Below are 19,020 nucleotides of genomic sequence, written 5' to 3' on the forward strand. Positions count from 1 at the left end.
GAGCAGCGATGACCCACCAACCGTTGCCATTCCTCACGCCGATCCAGTCGGCATTCGCGGCGCTCGACGAAGAGATTCGGCGGCAACTCCATTCGGATGTTGCTCTGGTGCGAACGATTGCCGATTATCTGATCGCCGCGGGCGGCAAGCGGCTCCGGCCAGCAGTCCATCTTCTGGCAGCCGGGGCGTGTGGCTATGAGGGGAGGGATCGGGTGACGTTGGCTACGGTGATCGAGTTTATCCACTCGGCGACGCTGCTCCACGACGACGTCGTCGACGAGTCCGATTTGCGCCGAGGACGGCGGACGGCCAATGCCGTTTTTGGCAACGCCGCTGCCGTGTTGGTCGGTGACTTTCTCTACTCGCGCTCATTCGAGATGATGGTCTCGGTCGGGCGGATGCGGGTAATGGAGATTTTGGCGAAAACCACCAACGCGATCGCTGAAGGGGAGGTGCTGCAGCTGATGCATTGCGGTAACCCCGAGGTGAGCTGGGACGACTACTTTCGCGTGATCGATTACAAGACGGCAAAGCTTTTCGAAGCGGCGGCGCAGTTGGGGGGGGTGGTCGCCGAGGCCGCGCCTGAGGTCGAGGCGGCACTGGCCACCTACGGTCGCGAATTGGGGATTGCGTTTCAGATTGCCGACGACGTGCTCGATTACACCGCGGACGAAAAAGAGCTCGGCAAGCATTTGGGGGACGATCTCGCTGAGGGGAAGCCGACCTACCCGCTCCTCTACGTGCTCGAGCGGGGAAGTCCAGCGCAGCGATCGCTCATTCGCGAGGTGATCGCCCAAGGGGGGCGAGACCAGCTCGACGCGGTGGTTGCTGCGGTGCGCGATTGTGGTGCGATCGAGGCGAGTTACGCCGCTGCCCGGCGTCATGCCGATGCTGCGAAGGCGGCGTTGCAGCTTCTCCCCTCTTCCCCTTGTCGGGAAAGTTTGCTACAATTAGCGGACTTCGCAGTTGAGCGAAGCTACTAAGTCAGTCGGGGAATAGCTCAGCCTGGTAGAGCACTGCGTTCGGGACGCAGGGGTCGGAGGTTCGAATCCTCTTTCCCCGACCACATTTTCGCTTGATCTCGCTTCCACTCCATCAGCCTGAGCCCAGACGGGTTGAAGACGCGCTACTGGACAAAAGCCCCCTCTCTACGCCGAAAGGGGGTTTTTGCGTGCTGCGGTTTTCAAACCAAGAGGTGCGCAGCTCTGGGGGAAATTCGCGTAGAAGCGGCGGGCGTTCGTCGCGTGGAAGGCGTCGGGCGCCGCGCCGTCGTGGAATTATTGCACGCGCCGCTTGTATTCGAGCGTCGCGGTGTCGATTTCGATCTTGTCGCCGATTTCGACAAATGCAGGAACTTGGATTTCGAAGCCGGTTGGTTTGATCCGCGCCGGTTTCATCACTTTGCCCGAGGTGTCGCCGCGCACTGCCGGCTCGGTGTATTCGACTTCGCGCACGACCGACGGGGGGAGTTCGACACCGATCGGTTTCCCCTGGAAGAAGACGATCTCGGCGGTCATGCCGTCTTCGAGGAAAGGGAGCACGTTTTCCATGTTCTCCTTCTCGACCTCATACTGGTTGAACTCTTCGTCCATGAAGACGTACATCGGGTCGGCAAAGTAGCTATAAGTGCACTCTTTGCGCTCGAGGATCACCGTTTCGAACTTTTCGTCCGCCTTGTAGACGGTCTCGGAGACGTTGCCGGTGAAGAGGTTTTTGAGTTTCAGCTTCATCACTGCGGCGTTGCGTCCCGATTTGTTGTATTCGCCTTTGAGGACGACGTAAGGTTCGTCCTTGATCATGACGACGTTGCCGTTACGCAATTCCTGAGCTTGCTTCATCATGGGGTCCAGCCTCTTTGCGAGAAAAGACAAACCGCTATTATCGCATGTTCGACGGGATCAAGCCAAGGAGCGCATCGACGAGTGACGGTAGGGCGAGGAGCGTTTGTCGCCACCTCCAGCAGTGGGCCTCCCACGCGGGGAGGGTCGCGAAAGCGCGTTGCCAGGTGGCGGGGTCGGCGATCGCCGGTTCGGTGTCGGCAAGAGGCCAGTCGCCGCGGAATCGGGCGCGAAACGCCGCAGCAAAGGTGGCGTGGGCCCCATCGGGACGGCGGTAGGGGCTCCAGACGAAGGGGCGGGCGGCCCATTGGGCGCGCAGGAACGAATCTTCGCCCCGAACCCAGTTGAGGGTGCAGAAGGCGAGGAGCTGGTCGTAGGCGTCGGGCGGGAGAAAAGGGATGGGTTGGAAACGGTGGGGAGTTCCCGGCCAGGGGAGTGGGGTGTCGGTGAGTGCGATCCCGTGCGCGGCAAGCGCGGCGCGCGGCGCTTCCGGGGGCACCCAGATGAGGGTCGGGGTGGGGTCGGCGGCAAGTGCCGTCAGGAAGCCGCCAAGCGGCGCGTCGGGGTAGCAGAAGAGGGAGATGTGGCGGTAGCGGTCGAGCGGCAGGGGGAGGCTATGGGGCCAAAGAGGGGGCGAGGGGGTGGCGCCGCCAGAGCGGGTGGTGTCGCCGCATCGGGCGGTGACGCCCGGTTGGGGAGAGTCGCATGAGGCGGCGAAGGGGAGTGGCAGCGGCTCTTCGCGCAGGAGGCCACCGCTATGGGGTTCAAATCCGGGGACACACCAGCGGGCGGTAAGGGGGAGGCGCGGGTGGGGGCTCGCAAGACCATGAACCTCAGCGGCCCACGGTTCGGTAACGAGGTGTTCGAGGACGATCCAAGTGGGCGGGGGGGAGATTGCCGCGAACGTCTCAAGCCACGCAGGGGAGAAGCCGCACGCGAAGGCCTCGACCACCGCAGCGACGGTGGTAAGTACGGCGCGATCCACAGGGGTGGGGGCGTCTCTCGTCCAATGGCGCAGTTCAACTGAAGCGGGAAGCGGCGCGTGCGCGGTATAGGTGCGGGCGGCGGCAAGGTCGTCGACCCACCAGATCACCCGCCGGCCGCGGGCAGCAAGCGCGCGGGCCAGGCGCCAGGTCACACCGATATCCCCCCAGTTGTCGATCCGGGTGCAGAAGAGGGCGATGGTTTGTGTGTCCAAGGGGGGGTGCGGTGTGCTCTGGGCAAGCGATTCCGTGTATTATAGAATAGTTGCGTGGTATGGGTCATGGAGAAAGAGATGGATTGGAAACGGGCCGTTGTTCTGGGACTTTTGGCGGTGGGGTCGAGTGGGGCTTGGGCGATGACCGCGGGGGGAGAGGCGGCAGAGACGCAGCTCTCTTTGCAGTTGCCCACCGGGGTCTACCGCTGCGCGTATGGCGAACCGTTGGTCGGGGTCGAACGGGGCGCCGAGTCGGCAACGAGCATCAAGGTCCACTACCGGGGGGCGGTCCATGAGCTCCAGCGCGAGGCGTCGAAGTCGGGGCTGCCGCGCTACGCGAGTGACCGAGCGGGGCTGCTGTGGATCGATTTGCCGTGGAAGAGCGTTTTGCTCAATCTCAAAAACGAGCGGCCGATTGCCAACGACTGCACCTATGCGCCGGAGATCGCGCTTGCGCAACTTGCAAACGGTAGCGGTGAGCCCCCGCGGAGCGAAAAACCGATTCGCACGGCGAAAAAACGCTAGCAAGAGTCAAACCGCCGTTGCGCAGGCAGGACACGCTCTTCAAGCACCTCCTCTAGGTGGGAGGTGCGCTATAATTCATTCTTTTCCTTGGAGAACTGGTTATGGCTATTGAACGGACCTTGTCGATCATCAAACCGGACGCAGTTGCCAAGAACGTCATCGGAAAGATCTACCAGCGTTTCGAAGATGCGGGGCTTAAGATCGTCGCGGCGAAGATGGTTTGGCTCTCTGAGAAAGAGGCGGCTGCGTTCTACGCGGTGCACAAAGAGCGTCCCTTTTTTGCTGATCTCGTCCGTTTCATGACCTCTGGGCCAGTGATGGTTCAAGTGCTCGAGGGGGAGAATGCGATCGCGAAAAACCGCGAATTGATGGGCGCGACCGACCCGAAAAAGGCACTTCCGGGGACGATCCGGGCCGATTTCGCCGAATCGATCGACGCCAACGCCGTCCACGGCTCCGACGGTCCTGAGACCGCGCGCTCTGAGATCGCCTTCTTCTTCCCGGAAATGGCGATCTACTCGCGTTGACCGGTGATGAATAGCCCGCAACCCTTGGACTCAAGTTCGCGCACGAACCTCCTCGCGATGACCCGCGAGGAGCTCGAAGCGTGGTTCGTTGCGCGGGGTGAGAAACCTTTTCGAGCGCGGCAAATCTTTCGCTGGATCCACCGCATGGGGGTGGGGGATTTTGCCGCGATGACCGATGTGGCGAAGGCGTTGCGGGCTGAATTGGCAGAGTGCGCCGCCGTCTTGCCCCCTCAGGTGATCTCCGACCGCGTTTCGGGCGACGGGACGCGCAAGTGGCTTTTGGATGTCGGCAGGGGCAACGCGGTCGAAACCGTCTTTATTCCGGAGCGCAGCCGCGGAACACTCTGTATTTCGACGCAGGCGGGGTGCGCGCTCGATTGCGCTTTTTGCGCGACCGGCAAGCAAGGGTTCAACCGCAACCTCTCGGTGGGTGAGATCATCGGGCAGCTCTGGTTGGCGAACCATGTTTTGGGACCGGCCTATGAGCAGGCGCGGCTTGAGGATGGCGACTGGACCGACAACGGGCGGGTGGTGACCAACGTCGTGATGATGGGCATGGGCGAACCTCTGGCGAACTTCGACGCCGTGGTGCGGGCGATTCGCATCATGCTCGACGATTTCGGTTATGGGCTCTCCCGGCGGCGCGTCACCGTCTCGACATCGGGCTTGGTGCCGGCAATCGACCGGCTGCGGGAAGAGTGTCCGGTAGCGCTTGCCGTGTCGCTCCACGCGGCGAACGACCGGCTGCGCGATGAATTGGTGCCAATCAATAAGAAGTACCCGTTGAAGGAGTTGCTCGCGGCGTGCGCGCGCTATCTCACCGTGTCGCCGCGCGACTTCATCATGTTTGAGTATGTGCTGCTCGCCGGCGTCAATGATACGCCGCGAGACGCTGACGAGCTTTTGGCGCTCACGCGCGACATTCCGTGTAAATTCAACCTGATTCCCTTTAACCCCTTTCCGGGAAGCCCCTTCCGTCGTCCCGATCCGCAGCGGGTTCGCGACTTTGCCGAGCGGCTAATGGCTGCTGGCAAGGTGACGACGATCCGGCGGACGCGCGGCGATGACGTTGCTGCCGCGTGTGGCCAGCTTGCAGGGCAGGTGCAGGATCGTACACGCCGGACGATGCGTGTCGCGGCTGTGGAGGGGTGATGGTGGGGCGCCGCGTGCTCTGGGCGTTCTTGGCTGCGCTGGTGGTCGGGGGGTGCGCGACATCGGGGGGGGTTACAGGCTCCCGAGCAGAGTCTGGCTTTACCTATCCGGCGCCCCTTCTCGACCGTGTGCCCGAGGAGGGGCGGGAAAAGGAGCGTAAAGCGCGGCTTGACCTGGCGCTCGCCTATCTGGAGTTAGGTCGGGTCGATGTGGCGTTGGATGAGATTCAGAAGGCCCGGGCGCTCGACCGCAACGATCCACTCGTTCCCTACGCGTGGGGGCTTGCCCATCTCGCTTTGGGTGATCGCGCAACAGCCGAGGCGAGCTTTCGCGCGGCGGAGCAGTTGGCGCCTGCTGACCCCGATATTCTTCACGCGCTCGGTACACTCTTGTGCGAAGCCGGTCACCACGCAGAGGGGTTGGTGCGGTTGCAGCACGCTGCAGCCAATCCCTACTATCCCCGGCGGGGGCGATCGCTCGCGAACACCGCGTGGTGTGCGTGGCGCGCGGGCGATGAGTCGCAGGCGCAGCAGATGATCGATCTGGCGTTGGCACTCCAGCCTGACGACTTCCTGGTGCAGATGCGCGCGTTGCAGTGGGCGGTACGCAAAAAGCAGTGGGAGGTTGCGGCGCGCCATCTCGATCGGCTGTTGCGCTCGGCACCCGACGATCCGACAGTATGGTGGCTTGCCGCGAACGTCGCCCACGCCAAAGGGGATCGTGTTGAGGAGGCGCGGTGGACGGCGCGGTTGCGGCATGATGCGTCCGAACGGCTCGAGACGCGGCGATTGGAGCGCGGGGAGTGGGAGGCATGGTGACCGAAGGGCAGGGGGCTACGGCCGAAACGGTGGGAGCTGAGATCCGCCGTTTGCGCGAAACTTCGGGTTGGTCGCTCGAGGCGCTCGCGGCGGAACTCAAAATCGCTCCGCGGCAACTGGCTGCACTGGAGGCAGGACAGTGGCAGGCGTTGCCGGGTGCCGTGTTTGTCCGGGGGGTGGTGAAAGGGGTGGCCCGATGGGCTGGGCGCGACCCCGAACCGTGGCTCGCGGCGGTGGCGCGCGTTTTTGGTGAGCAAACGGTGGACCTCATCCCTCCGCGCAACGCCGAAGGGGAGATCGTTGAACGCGGCGCCTTTTGGCGCCGTCCGCTCTTTCGTTTCGTGGTGGGGGCGCTCCTGATTGCGTCGTTGCTTGCCGGTTATTTGCAGTGGTTTGGTGTTTGGGAGAGCGGCGCCACCCGGGAGAGTGGCGGAAGTATGGTCGCGGTCACTCCGCTCATTGCCCCAAACGGCGAGCGGGGTGAACCCGAGCCTCAACGCGAGCCGCTTCGCGAACCATCCGGTGACGAGGGAGCGCATAGGGCGGAACCCGCAGTTCCTGCCGCTCCCGCTGAAGCGGCGGCTAACGGGGCGCTTCCTAAGGGGGGAGGGGAGGCGGTCGAAAAAGGTCTAACGACGACACCCTCATCACGGCAACCGGTTACGCCTATTCTGCCCGAGCGTACGCTCCCATCGGGATCTCCACCCGCAGGTGGTGGTGTGCAACAGCCCCAGCCACCCGCGCAGGCAGGTGAAGCGGAGGCGCGTGGCGAGGTTTCGCGGCGCGGACTCTTGGTGCGCGCCGAGCACGGGGATTCGTGGCTGCGGATCACCGCTGCCGATGGCAAGGTGGTCTATGACGGCGTCTTGCGCCAGGGGTCTCACCGTCTCTTCCCCCCCGATGGGGCTCCCTATTCGCTCCACATTGGGAACGCCAAAGCGTTGCTCCTCGAGTGGGAGGGGCGTGCGCTGGCGCTGCCAGGGCCGGGGGTCGTGCGCATGCAGGTTCCGGGAAAGCCATGACGGGGAAAGCATGACGAAAACCACCGATATCGCGCCCCTCTGCCCGCCGATCTCTGTCGGGCCCGCGCCACGCCGCGCGACCTACGCGGTGCGGGTGGGACGGGTGACGATCGGCTCGGACGCGCCGATCGTGATCCAATCGATGACCAATACCGAGACCAGCGACGTGGTCGCAACCGCGCGGCAGGTGGCGGAGCTCGCGCAGGCGGGGTCGGAATTGGTGCGCATCACGGTCAATAGCGACGCGGCGGCGAAGGCGGTTCCTGAAATCGTCGACCGTCTGATCGCGTGGGGGGTCGAGGTGCCGCTCGTCGGCGACTTTCACTACAACGGCCACCGGCTTCTCGCTGACCATCCCGCCTGCGCCGAGGCGTTGGCGAAGTGGCGGATCAATCCCGGCAATGTCGGCTTTGGCGCCAAACGGGACGCGCAGTTTGCCGCGATTGTCGAGCTCGCGTGCCGCTATGGGAAGCCCATTCGCATTGGCGTGAACTGGGGCAGTCTCGACCAGTCGGTGCTGGCGCGGCTGATGGACGAGAATGGCCGGCGGGCCGAGCCATGGCCGGCGGAGGCGGTGATGCGCGAAGCGCTGGTCACCTCGGCGCTCGAATCGGCGCGGGAAGCGGAGCGGCTGGGGTTGGCGCCGGACCGGATCGTCCTTTCGGCGAAGGTCTCGAGTGTGCAGGATCTGATCGCCGTCTACCGCGCATTGGCGGCGCGTTGTCGCTATCCGCTCCACCTCGGGCTCACCGAGGCGGGAATGGGCAGCAAAGGGATCGTCGCGAGCACCGCAGCGCTCGCGGTCCTGTTGCAAGAGGGGATCGGCGATACGATTCGGGTGTCGCTCACCCCGGCGCCGGGGGAGCCGCGAACGCAGGAGGTGGTGGTCGCGCAGCAGATCGTTCAGGCGCTGGGGTTGCGCACCTTTGCGCCCACGGTGACCGCGTGTCCGGGTTGCGGCCGGACCAGTTCGACGCTCTTTCAGGAACTCGCCGCGCGCACCGAAGCCTTTTTACGCGCGCGGATGCCCGAGTGGCGGCAGCAGTTCGACGGGGTCGAGCAGCTGAACGTTGCCGTGATGGGGTGCGTAGTCAACGGCCCTGGCGAGTCGCGCCACGCCCACATCGGCATTTCGCTTCCCGGTACCGGCGAAGCGCCTGCTGCGCCCGTCTTCGTCGATGGCGAAAAGATTGCGACGTTGCGGGGCGACGGTGTTGCCGAGGAGTTTCTCGCGCTCATTGAGCGCTACGTCACCACCCGCTTTCCCCGGAAAGGATGAGATGAGTCAGAAGATGATCCGCGGCGTTCGCGGCATGAATGACATTTTGCCCCCCGAGTCGCACCTGTGGGGCGAATTCGAAGCACTGGTTCACTCGTGGGCTGCTGCTTACGGTTACCGGCCGGTGCGTCTCCCGATTGTCGAACATAGCGCGCTCTTTACCCGCGCGATCGGCGAGGTGACCGACATCGTCGAAAAGGAGATGTACTCCTTTGAAGACGCGCTCAATGGCGAGCACCTGACGCTCCGTCCCGAGGGGACGGCGGGGTGCGTCCGGGCAGCGATCGAGCACAATCTCCTCCACCATGGGCCGCAGCGCCTCTACTACTGGGGGCCGATGTTCCGCCATGAGCGCCCCCAGAAAGGGCGCTACCGGCAGTTTCATCAGGTGGGGGTGGAGGCGCTCGGCTTTGCTGGGCCGGAGATCGACGCCGAATTGATCCTGATGGGGGCGCGTCTCTGGGACGATCTGGGCATTACCGACGTGCGCCTGGAGATCAATTCGTTGGGCGACAGCAGCGAACGCGCGGCGCACCGTGAGGCGTTGGTTGCCTATTTCCGGGACCATGAGGGTGAGTTGGACGACGATTCGCGGCGGCGTCTCACCCGCAATCCCTTGCGGATTCTCGACAGTAAAAATCCGGCGATGCAGCCGCTTATCGAAGGGGCACCCAAGATTTTGGACTACTTGGGCGCGGAGACGCGGGCCCACTTCGACGCGGTCCTGGAGCTGATCGAAGCGGCGGGGGTCCCCTATCGGATCAATCCGCGGCTCGTGCGCGGGCTCGACTATTACAACCGCACCGTCTTCGAATGGGTGACGCCGAAATTGGGGGCACAGGGGACGATCTGTGCGGGGGGGCGCTACGACGGTCTCTTTGCGCAGCTCGGTGGGAAACCGGCGCCCGCGGCAGGTTTTGCCCTCGGTATCGAGCGGGTCCTCGAACTCTGGTTGGTCTCGGGGGGTGAGCCACCGCGCCCCGAACTCGACGTCTATCTGGTCCATTCGGGCGAAGGAAGCACGCAAGCGGCGTTTCAACTCGCGGAGGCGCTGCGCTCGAGCGGCTTTTCCGTGGTCGTTCATGCCGGCGGGGGCAGCTTCAAGAGCCAGATGAAACGGGCCGACGCGAGTGGCGCAGAAGTTGCGGTGATTTTGGGCGAAGAGGAGCTTGCCCATCAAACCGCGACCGTGAAACCGTTACGCCGCCCGGGGGCGCAGCGGCAGGTGGCGTGGGCGCAACTCGAAGAGGTGGTGGCGCAACTGCAATTGGGGACGGAGACGGACGATGGCGCTGATCCTCTCGCATGAAGAGCAAGAGCAGGTCGATGCCCTCAAGGCGTGGTGGCGGGAAAATCGCCTTTTTCTGATCGCAGCGGTGGGTGCTGCACTCCTCTTTTCTGTCGCTTGGCACGGCTGGCAGTGGTGGCGGGGAGCGCAGGAGCAGCGCGCGGCGCAAGCGTTTGCCGCGCTCGAGGAGGCGCTTGATGCGAACGCCTGGGAGAAGGCGAGTGAAGCGTGGCGGCAGCTCAAGGCGGTGCCGTGGGTGGGCGAGCGGCAGGCGTTCTACGCGGCACTCCTTGTCGCCGATCGCGCGGCAAAAGCCGAGGCGTGGGAGCGTGCGCTACCGGTCGTCACCGAAGCGCTCGCGTTGACCGGGGAGCCTGAGGCGCAGATCCTTTTGCAACTCAATGCCGCAGCGATGCTTTTAGCGCAAGGGAAAGCGGATGAAGCCGCTCGTTTGCTGCCGGTCTCCGTTCCGGCGCCCTTTACACCGCTCCTTGACGAGCGCAAAGGGGATGTGGCGCTCGCGCAAAATCGTCCAGATGAGGCGCTCCGCCACTTTGATGCGGCGTTGGCTGCGGTGACTGACCCCGCGGCGCAGCGTGTGCTGCGCGCCAAGCGGGAGGTGAGCCTAGCGATGGCGAACGCGAACAAGGAGAAAACCCCATGAGTGCGCGCCGCAGATCCCTTTCGGCAGCTGCTTGGGCTGCATTCCTGCTCCTTTCGGGGTGTTCGTCGCTCAACCCCTTTGCCTCATCGGAACCGAAACGCGCGCCGCTCCCGGAGCTCGTCGCCCCTTTGACCGCCCCGGTTCGCTTTACCGCGTCGGTCTCAAACGGTGACCGCCGCTACTTGACCCCGGCACCGATTGCCGACGGTCTGGTCGTCGCGGGCGGCAACGGGGATGTAACCCTCTTCGACGCCAAAGGGACAAGCCGCTGGCAGGTTCAGATCGGAGCACCGATCCTTGCCGGCGTGGGCAGTGACGGGCGGCTTGCCGCGGTGGTGACCGAAAAAGGGGAGGTGGTGGCGTTGAACGTCAGCGACGGTTCGGTGCGCTGGCGGCAAATGGCCGCGCTACCGGCGGTGACCCCTCCGCTTGTTGCTGAGGGGCTCGTTGTGGTACGTGCCGTCGACCATCGCCTGGTGGCGTTTGACGGGTTCGACGGCAAGGAGCGTTGGCGTTATGAACGGCCTTTGCCCCCGTTGTCGCTTCGGCAAAGCGCGCCGCTCCTTGCCGAAGGGGGGGCGATCTTCGTCGGTTATCCCGGAGGTGTGGTGGCTGCGCTCGATCCGAAACGGGGGCAACCCTTCTTTGAACTGACGGTCGCACCGCCCAAAGGGACGACGGAGATCGAGCGGCTGACCGATATCGTCGGGACGATCCTCGTCGACCGCAATGAGCTCTGTGCAGCGGCCTATCAGGTTCGGATCGCCTGTTTCGACCTGCAGAGCGGGCGCGAGGTGGTCTCCAGCCCTGTCTCGACGCGGGTCGGGATCGATCGCGATCTGCGGTCGATCATCACTGTGGACGAGACCGACCGCGTCTTGGCGCTCGACCTCTTCAGCGGCCGGGAGCGGTGGCAGAACGACCGCTTGGCCTATCGTCAATTGACGCGCCCGGTGGTGGTGGGCGACATGGCGCTCGTCGGCGACAGTGAAGGGTATCTCCACGCGATCGACCTGGGGGAGGGTCGGGTGCGGGCGCGGGTTCGGGTGGGGAGCGGCCCCATCGTCGTCCCGCCGCAGCGGTTACCGGATGGCGCCGTTGTGGTGCAGAACCGCGACGGAACGGTGGCAGTCGTGGAGGGGGTTCGGTGAGCGAGCGGTTACCAACACTCGTTTTGGTTGGACGACCCAACGTCGGCAAGTCGACGCTCTTCAATCGCCTGACGCGCTCGCGCGACGCGCTCGTTGCGAATGTTCCGGGGCTGACCCGTGACCGTCGCTATGGGCGGGGGAAGGTGGGGGGGCGCCCCTACTTGGTGGTCGACACCGCCGGCTTCGACCCGACAGCGAAGGAGGGGATTACTGCCGAGATGGTGCGGCAGGCGGAGCTCGCGATCCGCGAGGCCGATCTTGTCCTCTTCGTTGTCGATGCGCGAGTAGGACTCACCCCCCACGACGAGGAGATTGCCGCCTACCTGCGGGCGCTGGGGGTGCCGGTGCGCGTCGTGGTCAATAAAAGCGAGGGGATCGACCGGATTGTGGCGCGGAGCGACTTCTACGCGCTCGGTTTTGGCGAACCGCTCCCGATCTCGGCGTCGCACGGCGACGGGGTGCGGGAGATGATCCACGAGCTGCTTGCCCCTTTCCCCAAACCGAAACGCCCCGAAGAGCCGCTTGCGACGGGTGACGAGGAAGAGGAGCAGGAAGAGGGAATCCGCGTCGCGGTGCTCGGCCGCCCCAACGTAGGAAAATCGACGCTCATCAACGCACTCATCGGCGAAGAGCGGCTGATCGCCTTCGATATGCCGGGGACGACGCGCGACGCGATCGATGTCCCCTTCGAGCTCGACGGGCGCCGCTACACGCTGGTCGATACCGCCGGGGTGAGGAAGAAGGGGCGTGTGACCGACGTGGTCGAGAAGTTTTCGGTGATCAAAGCGCTCCAGGCGGTTGAGCGGGCCCATGTGGTGGTGCTGACCCTCGATGCGACCCAGGAGGTGGGGGAGCAGGACGCCCACCTCGGTGGCTTCATCGTCGAGACGGGTCGGGCGCTCGTCGTCGCCGTGAATAAGTGGGACGCGGCAGACACCTATCAACGGCAGCGGATCAAAAACCAACTCGCGCATAAGCTCGGATTTCTCTCCTTTGCACCGGTGGTGACCCTTTCGGCGAAAACTGGTCATGGCCTCAAGGCGCTGATGAAAGCGGTCAATGAGGCCTACGCGGCGGCGATGAAAAAGCTTCCGACGCCGCAGCTTACCCGAGTCCTTGCGGAACTCGTCAAGCGGCAAGCCCCCCCGCGCCATGGGCTCTTCCGTCCCAAACCCCGCTACGCCCACCAAGGGGGAAGCAATCCCCCGATCATCGTGGTCCACGGCAGCGCCCTCGAGCACCTACCCAAATCCTATGTGCGCTACCTAGAGCACGGTTTTACTGAGGCGTTTGCGTTGAAAGGGACTCCCCTGCGCCTTGAATTCCGCACAACCCACAACCCCTATGCGGAAAAGGAGCGGTGACGCCCGGTGCACGCGGGAAGGAAGTCGCGTACAATATCGTGTTCTCACTCCCCAAAAGATGAGTTACCAAGATGAGCAATAAAGCCCTACAACTGCAAGATCCGTTTCTCAATCTCCTCCGCCGAGAGCGGGTGCCGGTGTCGATCTACCTCGTCAATGGCATCAAGCTGCAGGGTCAGATCGAATCGTTCGACCAGTACGTCGTGCTCCTCAAGAACACGGTGACCCAGATGGTCTACAAGCACGCGATCTCCACCGTCGTGCCGTCCCGTCCCGTGACGCTCCGGGAGGTGCACGGGGAGAGCGAAGAGTCCTGATGTTCGAACGCCCGCGGTTCGGTGAGCGGGCCTGGCTCGTTCAGGTCGATTTCGGCGAAGGAGACGTTGCCGAGTGGCTCGAGGAGCTCCGGCAGCTGGTGTTGAGTGCCGGAGGGTGCATTGTCGGGTCGCTCACCGCCCGACGTGCCAAACCCGACCCGGCGACCTTTATCGGTGCGGGCAAAGTCGAGGAGCTTGCCGCGCTCGTCGCAGAGCATCACGCCGATCTCGTGGTCTTCAACCATCCCCTGACCCCCGGCCAGCAGCGCAATCTCGAGCGGGCGCTCTCCTGCCGGGTGATCGACCGCAACGCGTTGATCCTCGACATCTTTGCGCTGCGCGCGAAGAGCGCTGAAGGGAAGCTCCAGGTGGAGCTCGCGCAGCTGCAGTACTTGAGCACGCGGCTCATCCGCAGTTGGACCCACCTGGAGCGGCAGCGGGGTGGGATTGGGTTGCGCGGCCCGGGCGAGACGCAGTTGGAGACCGACCGACGGTTGATTGGCGAGCGGGTGAAGCGCTTGCGCGAGCGGCTCAAACGCCTTGAGCGGCAGCGGGCGACCCGGCGGCGCGGGCGCATCCGCTACCATGTGCCGCAAGTGGCGCTGGTGGGTTACACCAACGCGGGCAAATCGACCCTCTTCAACGCGCTCACCAAAGCGGAGAGCTACGCGGCCGACCAGCTTTTTGCCACCCTCGACACCACGACGCGGCGGATTTGGCTGCCGACGGTTGGGAACATCGCCCTCTCCGACACGGTCGGTTTCATTCGCGCGTTGCCGCACGATCTCGTCGCCGCATTTCACGCGACGCTTGAAGAGGTGAGAGAGGCCGATCTGCTGCTGGTGGTGAGCGACCTTGCGAGCCGCGACAGCGCAGCGCAGCGTGACGCGGTCACGGAGACGCTGCGGGAGATTGGGGCCGAGAGCGTGCCCGTTCTTGAGGTGGGGAACAAAATCGACCTCCTCGGTCAAACCCCAGAGGTGGTGCGGGAGCCGTGTGGTACGATTCGCCGCGTCACCGTGAGCGCCGCAACAGGAGCAGGGCTTGAGCTCCTCCGCAGCGCGATGGACGAGCGGCTGCAGGCGCTTGCCGAGGAGCAGCGCGGCGCGACTGCGACCAACGACGCCCCGGAATGGTGCGAAAGGGAAAGATCGCCATGGCTTTGAACGACCCGCGGTGGGGTGACGACAACGCGCCCCAGCGACCGACCGAACCCAAGGATCCGCGGCAACGCCCGTTGGGTACTCGTCCCGACGAGGAGGGACCACCCGACCTCGACGAGGTGTGGCGGCAGTTCAACGAACGGCTGAATACCCTCTTTGGCGGCAAAGGGGGGGGAGAGTCCCCCCGTGACCGAGGTTTTGGCAGTGGCGGAAGCGACCCGCGGCGGCTGGGGCTCTTTTTGGGCCTGATTGGGGTCGCGCTACTCGTGCTCTGGTTGGCCTCAGGATTCTACAAGGTCGAAGCCAACGAGCGGGCGGTCGTGCTGCGCCTGGGTAAATACCTCGAAACCACCGAGCCGGGGCTGCGGTGGCGGCTGCCGTGGCCGCTTGAGTCCCATCAGCTGGTCGATTTCACCGGCGTTCGAACGGTCGAGGTGGGCTACCGCGGGAGCGAACGGAACAAGAACCTCCGCGAAGCGCTGATGCTCACCGACGATGAGAACATCGTCACCATCTTCTTCGCGGTGCAGTATCGCCTCAAATCCCCGGAGGACTACCTCTTCCGCGACCGAGCGCCCGATGAGACGGTGAAACAGGTGGCCGAGAGCGCGATGCGGGAGATCGTTGGCAAGAGCAAAATGGACTACGTCCTCTACGAAGGGCGCGAGGATATTGCGGCGCGTTCGCAGGCGTTGATGCAACAGATGCTCGACCGCTACCAGACGGGGGTGCAGATCGTTCGGGTGACGCTCCAGAACGCACAGCCGCCCGAGCAGGTGCAGGCAGCGTTTGACGACGCGGTCAAGGCGGGGCAGGACCGCGAACGGCTGCGCAACGAAGGGGAGGCGTACGCGAACGCGGTGGTCCCGCGGGCACGCGGGACGGCGTCGCGAATGATCGAAGAGGCCGAGGCCTACAAATCGCGGGTGGTGAGCGAAGCGGCGGGGAACAGCCAACGCTTTTTGAGCCTCTACACCCAGTACCGCGAAGCGCCGGCGCTCACCCGCGAACGGCTCTACCTCGAGACGATGCAGCAGGTCTTCACCCACACGAGTAAGGTGCTCGTCGACGCTGAGTCGTCGAACAACCTGTTGCTGCTCCCCCTTGCCGAGCTGCTCGCGCAAAAAGGGCGCGGGAACAGTGGCACTGCCGCGAGCGATGCGAGCCAGGCGCCTGAAGATCTGCTGCGCGACGCGGTCTCGGGAGCGGTGAGTCCCGGCGGGGGGAACGCGGGTTCGCCGCTCCCTGACCGGCCGCGCGATGCGGTTCGGGCCTTGACGCGTGATCGGGAGAGTCGCCCATGAATCCGAGAGTTACCCTCTTACTCGGCGTGACGCTGCTCGTTGCAGTGTTGGCCTCGATGAGCCTCTTTGTCGTCGATGAGCGGCGTTACGCGCTCGTGATGCAGTTCGGTGAAGTGCGCCAGGTGATCGACCAGCCGGGCCTTCACGTGAAGCTTCCCCTCATCCAAAACGTCCGCTTTTTCGATAAGCGGCTCTTGACGATCGACACCCCAGACCCCGAGCGGTTCATCACCTCGGAAAAGAAAAACGTCCTCGTCGACCATTTCGTCAAGTGGCGGATCGTCGATCCGAAACAGTACTTCGTCTCGCTTGCGGGGGACGAGCTGCGCGCCCGCACGCGGATTCTGCAGACCGTGAATGCGTCGCTCCGCGAAGAGTTTGGTTTGCGCACCGTCCACGACGTCGTCTCGGGCGAGCGGGACAAGGTGATGGAGGAGGTGCGCCAGAAGACCGACAAAGATGCCCGAACCTTTGGCGTCACCATCGTCGATGTCCGTTTGAAGCGGGTCGACCTCCCCGCCGAAGTCTCGGAATCGGTCTATCGCCGGATGGAGGCCGAACGGAAACGGGTCGCGAACAACCTGCGCTCGGAAGGAGCGGCCGACGCCGAGCGGATCCGCGCCGAAGCCGATCGCGAGCGCGAAGTGATCATCGCCAACGCCTACCGGGAGGCGCAGAGGATCCGCGGTGAGGGGGACGCGGAAGCGGCGCGAGTCTACAACGAGGCGTTCGGCAAAGATCCCGACTTCTTCCGCTTCTACCGCAGCCTCGAGGCGTACCGGGCGAGCTTTGCCCGGCGCGAAGACGTTCTGGTCCTTGACGCGACGAGCGAATTCTTCCGCCACTTTCGCGGCGATCTCAAGGGTTCCGAGGGGTCGCGATGACGTTGTGGACGGTCCCTGACCATTTCCGTGACGAGCTCCCTCCCGCTGCCGAGCAGCTGGAGACGCTGCGGCGGCGGTCGTTGGCGCTGCTGCGCAGCCACGGCTACCAGCTGGTTGCACCGCCCCTTTTGGAGTACTTGGAGGCGCTCACCGTGGGTTCCGGGCGGGATCTTGCGGAGCGGACCTTCCAGGTGGTCGATCCGGTGAGCGGTAAGACGCTCGCCGTTCGTCCCGACATGACGCCGCAGATCGCGCGGATCGACGCGCATCTCCTCAATCGCGAGGGGGTGACGCGCCTCTGTTACTGCGGGCCGGTCGCCCATGCGCGGCCCGCCAACCTCTTGGCGGTGCGCGAACCGTGGCAACTTGGCGCCGAGCTCTACGGCCACGCCGGGGTCGAAGCCGACATCGAAGTGGCGCGGCTGCTGTTGCGGTTGCTCGAGGAGGCGGGGCTTGCGGCGATCCGCCTCGAGTTCGCCCATATGGCGATCTTCCGGGCGCTCACCGCCGGGTGGAGCGAAGAGGAGGCGGAGACCCTCTTTGGGTTGCTTAGGGCAAAGAACCGCGCCGATCTTGCCGATTTCGTTGCGGGACGGTCGTGCGCTGCTGAGGTGGCTGAGGCGCTCCTCTGGTTGCCCCACGCCTACGGCGGTGCCGAGGTAGTTGAGGAGGCTCAAGCACGACTCCCTGCGTGGCCCGAGATCGCGGCGGCACTGGCCCATCTGCGTGCGATTGCCGAAGCGTTGGCCGAGGAGGAGGCGACGATTGGCTTCGACCTCGCCGACCTTCGTGGCTACCACTATCACACGGGGGTGATGTTTGCCGCGTTCGTGCCGGGAAGTGCCGCGGCGGTTGCCCTCGGTGGGCGGTACGACGGGATGGGGGCAGTCTTCGGCCGTGCGCGCGCTGCGACCGGTTTTTCGATCGACCTCAGGTCGGTGCAGCCGCTGTTACCGCTTGCGCCGCTTTCGGGGGCGATCCTTGCGCCGATGCTTCCGCGCGACATCCCGTGTGAGGTGCGGGCGCAACTCGTTGAGCGGGTTCGGGTGCTGCGCGCCCAAGGGGAGGTGGTGGTCGATGAGCTCCCGGGCCATTCGCTCGCGAGCTGGCAAGAGGCGGGATGTACCCGTCGTCTGGTTTGGGAGGGGGGCGCCTGGTCGGTGGTGCCCATCGAGAAGGTCTAACCGAGGAGGGAGGATTCGATGGCCAAAAACGTCGTAGTGGTGGGGACGCAGTGGGGCGATGAGGGGAAAGGGAAGATCGTCGACTGGCTCACCGATTCGGCGCACGGGGTGGTCCGTTTCCAAGGGGGGCATAACGCGGGTCATACGCTGGTGGTGGGCGGAGAGACCTTCAAGCTCAACCTCGTTCCCTCCGGGATCGTTCGCCCCAAAGTGGCCTGTTTCATCGGCAATGGCGTGGTGCTCGACATCCACCATCTCGTTGCGGAGATTGCGGCGCTGGAGGAGGGCGGAATCGAGGTGCGTTCGCGCCTCAAGGTGAGCCCAGGGTGCCCGTTGATCCTGCCGTACCACGTGGCGCTCGACCGCGCGCGCGAGGCGGCGCGCTCTGGGGCGAATAAAATTGGCACGACGGGCAAAGGGATCGGTCCCGCATACGAAGACAAGGTCGCGCGCCGGGCGGTGCGGGTCTATGACCTCTTTGAGCCCGCGCGCCTGCGCGAGCGGATCGAGGCGAATCTCGCGGTGGTCAATCACCTCCTGACGGAGCTCCTCGACGCGGAGCCGGTTACCCTGGAGTCATTCTGGGAGCAGCTCCTTGCGGATGCTGAGGTGATCAAGCCGCTCGTTGCCGACGTCTCCGCCGAGCTCTACCGCATCAACAAGGAGGGGGGGAACCTCCTCTTCGAAGGGGCGCAAGGGACACTCCTCGATATCGACCACGGCACCTATCCGTTTGTCACCTCGAGCAACTGCGTCGCTGGAGCGGCCGCTGCGGGCGCGGGGGTTGGCCCGGGGCGGCTCCACTACGTCTTGGGGATCACCAAAGCCTATTGCACCCGGGTCGGGGGTGGCCCCTTCCCCACCGAGCTCGAGATTGAGCGCGAGGGGACGCCGGGGTGGCAGATGTCGACGAAGGGACGGGAGTTTGGCACCGTCACCGGCCGTAAGCGCCGCTGTGGCTGGCTCGATCTTGCGGCGTTGAAGCGGTCATTGATCATCAATGGGGTGACGGGCCTCTGCATCACCAAGCTCGATGTCCTCGACGGGCTCGAGGAGCTCAAGCTCTGCGTCGGCTACCAGCTCGACGGGGAGCGGATCGAGCTGCTCCCGATGGGGGCGGATGAGGTGGCCCGCTGCCAGCCGATCTACGAGTCGTGGCCGGGGTGGCAGGCGAGCACCTTTGGGGCGAAGCGCTGGGAGGATCTGCCCGCCGCGGCGCGTGCCTATCTCCACCGCATCGAGGAGTTCTGCGAGGTGCCGATCGACGTGATCTCGACCGGCCCCGAGCGGAGTGAAACGATCCTGCGCCGCCACCCCTTCGGCGCGTAACCGACTGCCTCCT

19 protein-coding genes and 1 tRNA gene are annotated in these 19,020 nt (G+C 64.7%); 18 read left to right on the plus strand and 2 right to left on the minus strand.

What is annotated here, in order from left to right:
- The first annotated feature begins 8 nt into the window (after positions 1 to 8).
- Both ACYQ6T_RS02900 and ACYQ6T_RS02905 read left to right on the plus strand, forming a co-directional pair.
- A complete protein-coding gene (locus ACYQ6T_RS02900) occupies positions 9 to 983 on the plus strand; it encodes a polyprenyl synthetase family protein (RefSeq protein WP_459827353.1) in 975 nt (324 codons plus the stop codon).
- Positions 984 to 989: 6 nt separating this feature from the next.
- Positions 990 to 1,066 (plus strand) — tRNA-Pro (locus tag ACYQ6T_RS02905).
- A 211-nt stretch (positions 1,067 to 1,277) separates the two neighbouring features.
- Here ACYQ6T_RS02905 and efp read toward each other — a convergent pair.
- Entirely contained in the window at positions 1,278 to 1,838 is a 561-nt protein-coding gene (gene efp, locus ACYQ6T_RS02910; RefSeq protein ID WP_459827548.1) for an elongation factor P, read from the minus strand.
- Positions 1,839 to 1,878: 40 nt separating this feature from the next.
- The gene (earP, locus tag ACYQ6T_RS02915) at positions 1,879 to 3,036 is read right to left on the minus strand and encodes an elongation factor P maturation arginine rhamnosyltransferase EarP (protein WP_459827356.1); all 1,158 of its coding nucleotides are present in this window, start codon (positions 3,034 to 3,036) and stop codon (positions 1,879 to 1,881) included.
- 78 nt (positions 3,037 to 3,114) lie between these two features.
- Between earP and ACYQ6T_RS02920 the strand changes: the two genes are divergently transcribed.
- The 16 genes from ACYQ6T_RS02920 to ACYQ6T_RS02995 all read left to right on the plus strand — a co-directional run bounded on the left by ACYQ6T_RS02920 (position 3,115) and on the right by ACYQ6T_RS02995 (position 19,007).
- The gene (locus ACYQ6T_RS02920; RefSeq protein WP_459827358.1) at positions 3,115 to 3,561 is read left to right on the plus strand and encodes a hypothetical protein; all 447 of its coding nucleotides are present in this window, start codon (positions 3,115 to 3,117) and stop codon (positions 3,559 to 3,561) included.
- A gap of 101 nt (positions 3,562 to 3,662) precedes the next feature.
- Positions 3,663 to 4,088 (plus strand): nucleoside-diphosphate kinase, encoded by a 426-nt coding sequence (gene ndk, locus ACYQ6T_RS02925; protein ID WP_459827361.1) that lies wholly within the window; start codon positions 3,663 to 3,665, stop codon positions 4,086 to 4,088.
- Positions 4,089 to 4,094: 6 nt separating this feature from the next.
- On the plus strand, positions 4,095 to 5,240 hold the full coding sequence (gene rlmN, locus ACYQ6T_RS02930; RefSeq protein WP_459827363.1) for a dual-specificity RNA methyltransferase RlmN: 1,146 nt from the start codon (positions 4,095 to 4,097) through the stop codon (positions 5,238 to 5,240).
- Positions 5,240 to 6,058, plus strand: a complete 819-nt coding sequence (locus ACYQ6T_RS02935) for a tetratricopeptide repeat protein (protein ID WP_459827366.1) — start codon at positions 5,240 to 5,242, stop codon at positions 6,056 to 6,058. Before rlmN ends, ACYQ6T_RS02935 begins: the two co-directional genes overlap by 1 nt.
- Positions 6,052 to 7,080: a helix-turn-helix domain-containing protein gene (locus ACYQ6T_RS02940; protein WP_459827368.1), complete on the plus strand. Its 1,029-nt coding sequence runs from the start codon at positions 6,052 to 6,054 to the stop codon at positions 7,078 to 7,080. The genes ACYQ6T_RS02935 and ACYQ6T_RS02940 overlap by 7 nt, the downstream gene beginning before the upstream one ends.
- Before the next feature lie 10 nt (positions 7,081 to 7,090).
- Positions 7,091 to 8,359 carry a flavodoxin-dependent (E)-4-hydroxy-3-methylbut-2-enyl-diphosphate synthase gene (ispG, locus tag ACYQ6T_RS02945; RefSeq protein WP_459827371.1) on the plus strand — a complete coding sequence of 423 codons (1,269 nt, stop codon included), beginning with the start codon at positions 7,091 to 7,093 and terminating at the stop codon, positions 8,357 to 8,359.
- 1 nt (position 8,360) lies between these two features.
- Positions 8,361 to 9,668 carry a histidine--tRNA ligase gene (hisS, locus tag ACYQ6T_RS02950; RefSeq protein WP_459827374.1) on the plus strand — a complete coding sequence of 436 codons (1,308 nt, stop codon included), beginning with the start codon at positions 8,361 to 8,363 and terminating at the stop codon, positions 9,666 to 9,668.
- Positions 9,646 to 10,311, plus strand: a complete 666-nt coding sequence (locus tag ACYQ6T_RS02955; RefSeq protein ID WP_459827376.1) for a YfgM family protein — start codon at positions 9,646 to 9,648, stop codon at positions 10,309 to 10,311. The genes hisS and ACYQ6T_RS02955 overlap by 23 nt, the downstream gene beginning before the upstream one ends.
- A complete protein-coding gene (bamB, locus tag ACYQ6T_RS02960) occupies positions 10,308 to 11,462 on the plus strand; it encodes an outer membrane protein assembly factor BamB (protein ID WP_459827379.1) in 1,155 nt (384 codons plus the stop codon). Before ACYQ6T_RS02955 ends, bamB begins: the two co-directional genes overlap by 4 nt.
- Entirely contained in the window at positions 11,459 to 12,826 is a 1,368-nt protein-coding gene (der, locus tag ACYQ6T_RS02965; protein WP_459827381.1) for a ribosome biogenesis GTPase Der, read from the plus strand. Before bamB ends, der begins: the two co-directional genes overlap by 4 nt.
- 71 nt (positions 12,827 to 12,897) lie before the next feature.
- Positions 12,898 to 13,143, plus strand: a complete 246-nt coding sequence (gene hfq, locus ACYQ6T_RS02970) for an RNA chaperone Hfq (RefSeq protein ID WP_459827384.1) — start codon at positions 12,898 to 12,900, stop codon at positions 13,141 to 13,143.
- Entirely contained in the window at positions 13,143 to 14,309 is a 1,167-nt protein-coding gene (gene hflX, locus ACYQ6T_RS02975; protein ID WP_459827387.1) for a GTPase HflX, read from the plus strand. The genes hfq and hflX overlap by 1 nt, the downstream gene beginning before the upstream one ends.
- Positions 14,300 to 15,610, plus strand: a complete 1,311-nt coding sequence (gene hflK / locus ACYQ6T_RS02980) for an FtsH protease activity modulator HflK (RefSeq protein WP_459827390.1) — start codon at positions 14,300 to 14,302, stop codon at positions 15,608 to 15,610. The genes hflX and hflK overlap by 10 nt, the downstream gene beginning before the upstream one ends.
- Complete coding sequence (gene hflC / locus ACYQ6T_RS02985; RefSeq protein ID WP_459827393.1) at positions 15,607 to 16,494, plus strand: protease modulator HflC; 888 nt, start codon at positions 15,607 to 15,609, stop codon at positions 16,492 to 16,494. Before hflK ends, hflC begins: the two co-directional genes overlap by 4 nt.
- Entirely contained in the window at positions 16,491 to 17,678 is a 1,188-nt protein-coding gene (locus tag ACYQ6T_RS02990; protein WP_459827397.1) for an ATP phosphoribosyltransferase regulatory subunit, read from the plus strand. Before hflC ends, ACYQ6T_RS02990 begins: the two co-directional genes overlap by 4 nt.
- Positions 17,679 to 17,696: 18 nt before the next feature.
- Complete coding sequence (locus ACYQ6T_RS02995) at positions 17,697 to 19,007, plus strand: adenylosuccinate synthase (protein WP_459827400.1); 1,311 nt, start codon at positions 17,697 to 17,699, stop codon at positions 19,005 to 19,007.
- Positions 19,008 to 19,020 lie beyond the last annotated feature (13 nt).

The organism is Hydrogenophilus islandicus, from assembly GCF_054657095.1.

Bases quoted from the DNA above. Each gene is read 5' to 3' on its own strand.
- ACYQ6T_RS02990 (WP_459827397.1), top strand. From the start codon at position 16,491: ATGACGTTGTGGACGGTCCCTGACCATTTCCGTGACGAGCTCCCTCCC.
- hflK (WP_459827390.1), top strand. From the start codon at position 14,300: ATGGCTTTGAACGACCCGCGGTGGGGTGACGACAACGCGCCCCAGCGA.
- bamB (WP_459827379.1), top strand. From the start codon at position 10,308: ATGAGTGCGCGCCGCAGATCCCTTTCGGCAGCTGCTTGGGCTGCATTC.
- ACYQ6T_RS02995 (WP_459827400.1), top strand. From the start codon at position 17,697: ATGGCCAAAAACGTCGTAGTGGTGGGGACGCAGTGGGGCGATGAGGGG.
- ACYQ6T_RS02940 (WP_459827368.1), top strand. From the start codon at position 6,052: ATGGTGACCGAAGGGCAGGGGGCTACGGCCGAAACGGTGGGAGCTGAG.
- ACYQ6T_RS02920 (WP_459827358.1), top strand. From the start codon at position 3,115: ATGGATTGGAAACGGGCCGTTGTTCTGGGACTTTTGGCGGTGGGGTCG.
- efp (WP_459827548.1), bottom strand. From the start codon at position 1,838: ATGAAGCAAGCTCAGGAATTGCGTAACGGCAACGTCGTCATGATCAAG.
- hflX (WP_459827387.1), top strand. From the start codon at position 13,143: ATGTTCGAACGCCCGCGGTTCGGTGAGCGGGCCTGGCTCGTTCAGGTC.
- hfq (WP_459827384.1), top strand. From the start codon at position 12,898: ATGAGCAATAAAGCCCTACAACTGCAAGATCCGTTTCTCAATCTCCTC.
- hflC (WP_459827393.1), top strand. From the start codon at position 15,607: ATGAATCCGAGAGTTACCCTCTTACTCGGCGTGACGCTGCTCGTTGCA.
- ndk (WP_459827361.1), top strand. From the start codon at position 3,663: ATGGCTATTGAACGGACCTTGTCGATCATCAAACCGGACGCAGTTGCC.
- ACYQ6T_RS02955 (WP_459827376.1), top strand. From the start codon at position 9,646: ATGGCGCTGATCCTCTCGCATGAAGAGCAAGAGCAGGTCGATGCCCTC.
- ispG (WP_459827371.1), top strand. From the start codon at position 7,091: ATGACGAAAACCACCGATATCGCGCCCCTCTGCCCGCCGATCTCTGTC.
- ACYQ6T_RS02935 (WP_459827366.1), top strand. From the start codon at position 5,240: ATGGTGGGGCGCCGCGTGCTCTGGGCGTTCTTGGCTGCGCTGGTGGTC.
- rlmN (WP_459827363.1), top strand. From the start codon at position 4,095: ATGAATAGCCCGCAACCCTTGGACTCAAGTTCGCGCACGAACCTCCTC.
- ACYQ6T_RS02900 (WP_459827353.1), top strand. From the start codon at position 9: ATGACCCACCAACCGTTGCCATTCCTCACGCCGATCCAGTCGGCATTC.
- hisS (WP_459827374.1), top strand. From the start codon at position 8,361: ATGAGTCAGAAGATGATCCGCGGCGTTCGCGGCATGAATGACATTTTG.